Here is a 5,594-nt window from a genome sequence, read left to right as displayed (position 1 = left end):
AGAAGAAATTATTTAGACCAGTTATCAAAAACTTCATTGATGACTTTATTCTCGATAAAAATCATCTGCTACCACAGAGAATCTATAAATAATAGTGCGTAAGTCCTATATTACTAAAATGCGCGGCTCAATAGACTCGCGCATTTTAGTATCTGCTGCTGTTTTATAAATGAGCTGTTAAGCGCTCAGTACTTCATCTTAGTGACTTCTCTCCAGATTTGACACCTTGTGCCATTGGTCTCAAAACTCACAATGCTAAACTTTGAACCGCTAAATTGCTTGACTTTTGGCAGGAATCCGGCAAATTCTAATCCCTCTCCTGCATCTAAAAACAAGCAAAAAATTTCGAACATCTGCATGGAACAAAACTATGGCGAATCATTTTGAATTCAATATCCGCGTATATATTGAAGATACTGATCTAGGTGGTATTGTCTACCATGCTAACCACATTCGCTATATGGAACGTACCCGTACCGAATGGTTACGTGCCGCTGGAGTGAGCCATTACTGGCATCAGACAGACTACAATTTTGTGGTGCATAAAATTAATGTCAAATATATGCGTCCGATCCTGATGGATGATTTAATTACTGTTACGGCACGTGTCATTTCATGTAAAGCTTCATCATTTGTATTGCAACAAAATATTTATCGTGGTGAAATCATGCTTGCATCAGGTGAGGTTGAGTTGGCATGTATCAGTGCAGAGATGCGACCACGTCGACTCCCGGATGAAATCCGCGAACTAATTCAAAAAGAATTGGAACAAGACTAAAAAAATTTATTGGCACACGTAACAACTATGGCGACTCAGTTAGAATCATCTCTTCAAGTTTCAGATCTTATTTTACAAGCAAGCCCTGTCGTACAACTGGTGATGCTTTCTCTCCTGTTAGCCTCAATATATAGCTGGTATCTGATTGCCAGGCTCTATATGAGTTATAAAAAAGCCCAGGCCGATGATGAACATTTCCAGAAAATCTTCTGGTCTGGTGCTGAGCTGAATACCCTGTATAACAATGCACAACTCAATTCCAAACGCACTGGCCTTGAAGATATTTTCTATCAGGGTCTGGGCGAGTTCCTGAAACTGAAAAAACGCCATGCGCCAACTGCCCAGTCGATTGAAGGGACAGAGCGTATTCTGCGTGTCGGTTTAAGCCGTGACCAAGGTCATCTGGAACAAGGTCTGGGTGCATTAGCAAGTATCGGCTCGGTTGCGCCTTATGTCGGTCTGTTCGGTACAGTCTGGGGCATCATGAACGCCTTCATTGGCCTGGCAGATGTTGATCAGGTGACTTTGGCGACAGTCGCACCCGGTATTGCCGAAGCACTAATTGCAACAGCGATCGGTCTGTTTGCAGCCATTCCAGCGGTATTGGCCTTTAACCACTTCACGGCCAAAGGTGAAACGGTCTACTCTGACCGTGCGCTATTTGCCGAAGAAATGGTGGCGCTATTGCAACGTCAGTCTGTGGGCGTAACTCAGGACAAAGACTAATGGCGATTCAAGGTTCAGGACGCTTTCAGCGTATTAAAAAGCCACTGAAAAGTGACATGAATGTCGTACCATATATCGATGTCATGCTGGTACTTCTGGTGATCTTTATGGTCACCGCTCCGATGATTACCAGTGGCATCAAGGTTGACTTGCCTCAGGCCAACGGATTGCCGATCGAATCCAAGGATGCTCCGACCATCGTCACACTGAAAGAAGATGGTTCATATTATCTAGAATATAAAAATCAGGCGACTGGCCCAGTCACACTGGAAGAATTGACGCGTACTCTGGTTGATGCTCAAACCCAGGCGCAAAATGACAACAAGGTGCTGAATGTCGTGATCAATGGCCACAATACCCGTCCATATGGCGATGTCATGGCCTTGATGTCCAGCCTGCAGGATGCTGGCCTTTCTCAAGTCGGTTTACTGACCAAGCCATTAGAATAAAGTATGAAAGACTATAAAAAGCCACCATTTCAGAAAAAAGCCATCGCACTTGGATTCACCTTAGGCATCCATGCAGTGGCTTTGGTGGGCTTACTTTATCTTGGCATGAGTAAACCACCTGAGCCGCCTAAACAGATTAAAACTGTGCTGATCAAGCCGGAAGACCTTAAACCAGTTACCCGTGAAGAAACCCTGTTTGAGGAAACTGCACATGACACTGTTGCAGAAGAAATTACACAAACGGCAGAACCCAGTGTAGAGCCAGCTCCCGTGATTCCGACAGCTGCCCCAGCAACACCGGCTGCTCCAGCTGTACCCAAAGTAGATACCCAAAAAGCTCAACAGGAATTAAAAGCCGCGGAAGCAGCGCAAGCCAAAGCTGCACAACAAGCGGCCGAAGCAGCAAAACGTGCTGAAGCTGCCGAACAGGCCAAACAGGCAGCCGCTAAAGCCAAAGCTGAGTCAGCGCAAAAATCCAAGGCTGAAGCCGAAGCTGCACGTCAGGCAGAACTCGATGCACAGCGCAAAGCCGATGCTGCACAAAAAGCCAAATTAGACGCACAGAAAAAAGCAGATTTGGCTGCTAAACAAAAAGCAGATGCGGCAGCAAAAGCGAAAGCTGACGCAGATGCAAAACGTAAAGCGGATGCAGACGCAAAAGCGAAAGCTGACGCAGATGCAAAACGTAAAGCGGATGCAGACGCAAAAGCCAAAGCTGATGCAGCAGCCAAAGCAAAAGCCGACGCGGATGCAAAACGTAAAGCGGATGCCGATGCAAAAGCCAAAGCCAAAGCCGACGCAGCAGCCAAAGCAAAAGCCGACGCGGATGCAAAACGTAAAGCAGATGCAGATGCTAAAGCCAAAGCCGATGCAGCAGCTAAAGCAAAAGCTGACGCGGATGCAAAACGTAAAGCAGATGCAGACGCCAAAGCAAAAGCAGAGACCGACGCTAAACGGAAGGCAGATGCTAAGGCTAAAGCGGATGCAGATGCCAAAGCAAAAGCAGAGGCAGACGCGAAAGCTTCAGCAGCCAAACAGGCCACTGAAGAAGCTGCACAGAAAAAAGCGGAATCCAAACGGATTGCATCCACAGCAAAACGTGACTTTGAAAATAAAATTAAACGTGCCTGGGATACACCCGTAGGGTCATCAGGCCAGCGTGCGACTGCACGTGTAACCCTGAATGATAATGGCGGTGTGGTCTCGGTCATTGTGAATTCAAGTGATTCAGACATGAAAGCCAGTGTAGAAGCTGCAGTCCGTGCTGCTGCACCTTATCCAATGCCTTCCGATCCAGATGCACGCCGTGAAGCACGAAGCTTTACCTCAACCTTTACTGCACAATAAAAACGGAGCCATCACATAAATAATGTTGTGATGGCTTTTATTTTTTAAGCTAAACTTCACTTCAAATTGATTGAATAATATTCACTTTTCACAGTGTCATAACAGTTTGGTCATAAAATCCTGGTTTTATTCTATTAAATCCATGCGATGATGTAGCCCAAGCACCTATACAATAAATCCGTTGATTTGAGTAAATAACGAATGATGGAAAAGACTCGCAAACATCTACTCTGCCTCGCAATCATTAGCACTTTAAGCCCTGTATTGGCAACCCAGTCCTATGCCCAATTGCATCTGGAAATTACCAAGGCACCTGAGGCAGCACCTAAAATTGCCGTTTTACCTTTCAGCCAGGATCAGAGCATTTATCCTATTGTGGAAAATGACCTGAATCGTTCTGGCCGCTTTACCAGTGCTTCAAAAAACCTGCCTGCAACAGCGACATTGAATAATCCGAATGCAGAAGCTTGGGCATCGGCTGGTGTTCCCTATGTGGTCACCGGTTCATCCAAGGCCACAGCCGATGGTTCTTTTGAAATCCAGTATCAGCTCTATGATGTCGAAAAAAAACAATATCTATTAAATGAATTGCTGACTGTTCCAGCCTCACGCACCCGTCAGGCAGCGCATATGATCAGTGATGCCATCTATCAGGCATTGACCGGCATTCCAGGTGACTTTAGCGGACGTATTGCCTATGTGCTGCGTAATCCTGCTACGCCGGAACAGCGCTATACCTTGCAGATTGCCGATACCGATGGTGAACAGCCAAAGACCATTTTGACCTCACGTGATCCAATCCTTTCTCCAGCATGGACACCAGATGCCAAAAAAATCGCTTATGTGTCCTTTGAAACCAAACGCCCGGCGATTTATGTACAGGATCTGGCGACCGGACAACGTGAAAAACTGGCCAGCTTCCGCGGCTTGAATGGTGCGCCGAGCTTCTCTCCAGATGGCAAGAGCATGCTGTTTACTGCTTCTATGCACGGCAATCCGGAAATCTACCAGATGAATCTGGAAACGCGTCAGCTACAACGTATGACCAATGACAGTGCCATTGATACTGAAGCACGTTATTCACCAGATGGAAAATCTTTTATTTTCACTTCTGACCGTGGCGGTTCTCCACAAATTTACCGCCATGATCTTGAATCAAGTAGCAATAAACGCCTGACCTTCCGTGGTGCATTCAACGCGCGCGGCACGCTGAGCGCAGATGGTAAAAAACTTGCATTAGTTCATCGTCCAAGCGGCAGTAACTATCGAGTTGCGGTTCAGGACATGACCTCCGGTGTGAACAATATTCTGACGCCAACGACGCTGGACGAATCGCCGAGCTTCTCACCAAATGGCCAGATGGTGGTCTATGCCACCCGTGAAGGTGCACGCGGACTCTTGTCGATCATGTCGCTGGATGGCCGCTTCCGTATGAATTTACCAAGTGAAACGGGTGAAGTCCGTGAACCGGCTTGGGCGCCAAAATAAGATTTTTATATTGATAAACCCTTTACCCCATAATCAAACTTCATGGAGATGAAGATGAACAAAGTAAAATTATTTGCCTTGCCACTTTTAGCAGCAGCTGTTGTCATGACAGGTTGTGCGAGCCGTAAGCCTGCCGCTGAAGTTCAAACGGGCGGTTTAGATACGACCGGTACAACAACTGTGAATACTCAAGGTCTGAGTGAAGATGCAGCACTGAATGCACAAAACATGGCAGGTGCTTCTGCAAAAGGTGTTACTGCAGAAAATAAAGCATTCTTGGCAAAACGCGTGGTGCATTTTGACTATGACAGTACTGAACTCAGCAATGAAGATCTAAATACGCTGCAAGCCCATGCGCAATTCCTAATGGCCAATGCCAATTCACGTGTAGCACTCACCGGCCATACCGATGAACGCGGTACCCGTGAATACAACATGGCACTTGGCGAGCGTCGTGCCAAAGCAGTAGAAAGCTTCTTGGTGACGACTGGTGTTAATCCTGGTCAACTAGAAGCAGTTAGCTATGGCAAGGAAATGCCAATCAATGCGGGCCATGACGAAAATGCCTGGAAAGAAAACCGCCGTGTAGAAATTAATTATGAAGCGGTACCACCATTGTTGAAATAATTTTCATTCATGATGGTTTCATCAAATAAAAAGCACTCAATCATGAGTGCTTTTTATTTGCTTCAATTTGTCCCGTCCTGAAATAAGTTTACACCTTAAGAGACTTATTTTATGGAACATAAACGAGAACAACGAGTTAAACGTACACAACGTGACTATAGCTTTGCCTTTAAAATGAT

General features: G+C 45.9%; 6 protein-coding genes. All 6 read left to right on the top strand.

Annotated elements, in window-relative coordinates; genetic code table 11:
- Positions 1-370 precede the first annotated feature (370 nt).
- Positions 371-778 carry a tol-pal system-associated acyl-CoA thioesterase gene (gene ybgC / locus WFH18_RS16630; RefSeq protein ID WP_164543375.1) on the top strand — a complete coding sequence of 136 codons (408 nt, stop codon included), beginning with the start codon at positions 371-373 and terminating at the stop codon, positions 776-778.
- A gap of 27 nt (positions 779-805) precedes the next feature.
- Positions 806-1,504 (top strand): protein TolQ, encoded by a 699-nt coding sequence (gene tolQ, locus WFH18_RS16625; protein WP_004645669.1) that lies wholly within the window; start codon positions 806-808, stop codon positions 1,502-1,504.
- Positions 1,504-1,953, top strand: a complete 450-nt coding sequence (gene tolR / locus WFH18_RS16620; protein WP_005103851.1) for a protein TolR — start codon at positions 1,504-1,506, stop codon at positions 1,951-1,953. Before tolQ ends, tolR begins: the two co-directional genes overlap by 1 nt.
- Before the next feature lie 3 nt (positions 1,954-1,956).
- Positions 1,957-3,300 carry a cell envelope integrity protein TolA gene (tolA, locus tag WFH18_RS16615; RefSeq protein ID WP_164543374.1) on the top strand — a complete coding sequence of 448 codons (1,344 nt, stop codon included), beginning with the start codon at positions 1,957-1,959 and terminating at the stop codon, positions 3,298-3,300.
- 204 nt (positions 3,301-3,504) lie between these two features.
- On the top strand, positions 3,505-4,788 hold the full coding sequence (tolB, locus tag WFH18_RS16610; protein WP_171521932.1) for a Tol-Pal system beta propeller repeat protein TolB: 1,284 nt from the start codon (positions 3,505-3,507) through the stop codon (positions 4,786-4,788).
- A 54-nt stretch (positions 4,789-4,842) separates the two neighbouring features.
- Positions 4,843-5,415: a peptidoglycan-associated lipoprotein Pal gene (pal, locus tag WFH18_RS16605; protein ID WP_004279115.1), complete on the top strand. Its 573-nt coding sequence runs from the start codon at positions 4,843-4,845 to the stop codon at positions 5,413-5,415.
- Positions 5,416-5,594: the final 179 nt, after the last annotated feature.

This window comes from Acinetobacter sp. USHLN143 (assembly GCF_037145695.1).
GTDB lineage: Bacteria > Pseudomonadota > Gammaproteobacteria > Pseudomonadales > Moraxellaceae > Acinetobacter > Acinetobacter fasciculus.
Note: the sequence above shows the minus strand (reverse complement) of the source record. Positions and strands in the feature narration are given on the sequence as shown.